Annotated in this window: 2 protein-coding genes; both read right to left on the reverse strand. The window is 46.4% G+C overall.

Annotated elements, in window-relative coordinates:
• Nucleotides 1-114 precede the first annotated feature (114 nt).
• Nucleotides 115-1,209 carry an IS91 family transposase gene (locus ACK8OT_RS19160; protein ID WP_410198113.1) on the reverse strand — a complete coding sequence of 365 codons (1,095 nt, stop codon included), beginning with the start codon at nt 1,207-1,209 and terminating at the stop codon, nt 115-117.
• On the reverse strand, nt 1,206-2,042 hold the full coding sequence (locus tag ACK8OT_RS19165; RefSeq protein WP_410198114.1) for a tyrosine-type recombinase/integrase: 837 nt from the start codon (nt 2,040-2,042) through the stop codon (nt 1,206-1,208). The genes ACK8OT_RS19160 and ACK8OT_RS19165 overlap by 4 nt, the downstream gene beginning before the upstream one ends.
• Nucleotides 2,043-2,106: the final 64 nt, after the last annotated feature.

Below are 2,106 nucleotides of genomic sequence, written 5' to 3' on the forward strand. Positions count from 1 at the left end.
TCATTTAAACCAAGTTATCGTCTTTTGACAAGCTAACTTTATTTAAATTAAACCGCCCATCTCCTTTTTATTTCAAAGAGTAACGTATTGATTCATCAGCAACCTTAACGGTTGCTATCCCGTTCGCTCTGCACCTTCAATCTCCCCTGTTGGTGCGATTGGCTCTAACCCAACATGGCTCAGCCTCAGCATCCCCTGTTGGCAAGCTGGACAAGGCCAATTCACCACTTTTTCCACTTCAGATTCTTTCTGCTCCGGTTGTGCTATCCCTTGTTGTTTTCTTATCAGCGACAACTTACGCTGCCGGCAGGCGCTCGCTAAAAAACCAAAGTGGCGCACCCGCATAAACCCTCTTGGTAACACATGCAGTAAATAACGCTGGATAAACACCTCAAGCGGCAAGGTCATGATTTTCTCTCGTTGATTATCGGCATAATCACGATACCTAAAACTAACGCTGTCATCGCTTTGCTGCACTAACCGCGACTCCGACATCACGCCTTTACGGGTGTAGCGAGCCAAGTAACTCACTAAACGGTCGCTGTAGTTTAAGCAAGCCTTGCTGTACACACACCACTTAGCAGGTAAACTGAGAGGCTCAACATCAACCTCTTGCTCTGTTAATGCTGCCATCATCTTTGCCCTAAATACGGTGGAAAGGGCTTTGACGGGATACAGGTACCCTTTTTCAATTTCTTGCCACTCGTCTGCTTTTAATACCCCTGCCGGAATTAAACAATGCAGATGGATGTGCTGGCTTAAGTTTTGCCCCCATGTATGCAACACCCCGGTCATACCTAATTGGCCTTGATGTTTACGTTTGGCAAATTGACTCAATGTCTGCCACGTCGCTTTGAATAAGCTACTGTAAAGTTGTTTCGGTTTATATTGGGCAATCACGTTCAACTCATGGGGCAACGTAAATACAAGGTGAAAGTAACGACAAGACAATAACTGGGCTTGCTGCTTGTCGACCCAAGCTTGCGTTGCCATCCCCTGACAACGTGGGCAGTGTCTGTCGCGACAACTGCATCCCACTTGGCGTATATCTTTGCAATGATCACATTCCCATAACTGATAGCCTAACGCTCCGGTTCGGCATCTCATCAAATGCTGGCAGACCCGTTTTTGCTGAAAGCTCATCTTATGGTGCTGAGCATATTCCGCTAAACCGGCATTAAAGATGTCAGCGAGATGCAAGCAGCTCATCGTTCTATCCTGTCAGCCAGTAAGTCGGCACCGCCATGCCCTAACTCCGGTAACCAGTGTAAGTATGTCTCCGTGGTCTTGATATTTTGATGGCCAAGTTGGTGTTGTAATTGGTGCAGCGGCATCCCCGCTTCCAGCTGATGAGTCGCAAAAGAATGCCGCAATGCATGGGGGTTACAACGTTTGTTTAAGCCGCATTCTTTACCTAACTTGTTCAACTGCTTGGTAAAGCTCGAAGGGGCAATGGGACGCTCAGGAAACCATTTTGAATAAAACATCCAGTGTGTCGGGTGATATGCACGCCAATAGTGGCGCAATTGCACTAACACACTTTCCGAGGCCACCACAAAACGCGACTGATTGCCTTTTGCGCGCTCGATATAGAGAGTGTTGCGCTTACCATCAATATCACTCACCCTGAGATGAATGACCTCTCCGACACGTAAACCACATCCATAACAGACAGTGATCATGGTCTTGCAGCGCAAATTATGACACCCATCCAACAATATTCTGATCTCTTCTCGACTCAAAAAATTCGGAGGAGCAATCTCTTTCTTGGGTAAAATAACGTTAAGGTTAAGCGGCCGCTGCAACACATTGGCAAATAAAAAATTAAGGCTATTTATCAGAAGCACCTGTGTTGAGCGTGAAAGCTTACGGGTGGCAGGATCGTGAAAAAATAGGTTTAGCTCGTCATCGGTGACTTCATTCAATGGCTTATGAAAGAAATTGCTGATTTTAAGCAAGCACTTGCAATAGGTCTCACTGGTGCGAGGTGAGTAGCCGCGGTATTGGATCTCTTGTTTGATTTGCTCGAATAAAATGTTCATAACTTACCTCCAGAACATGGGACTGAGCCCATAGGTAAGTTTGGCGCAAACTAACGGCGCGCGC

The sequence above is a fragment of the Motilimonas thetidivivens genome, from assembly GCF_046452435.1.
GTDB lineage: Bacteria > Pseudomonadota > Gammaproteobacteria > Enterobacterales > CBDFNC01 > Motilimonas.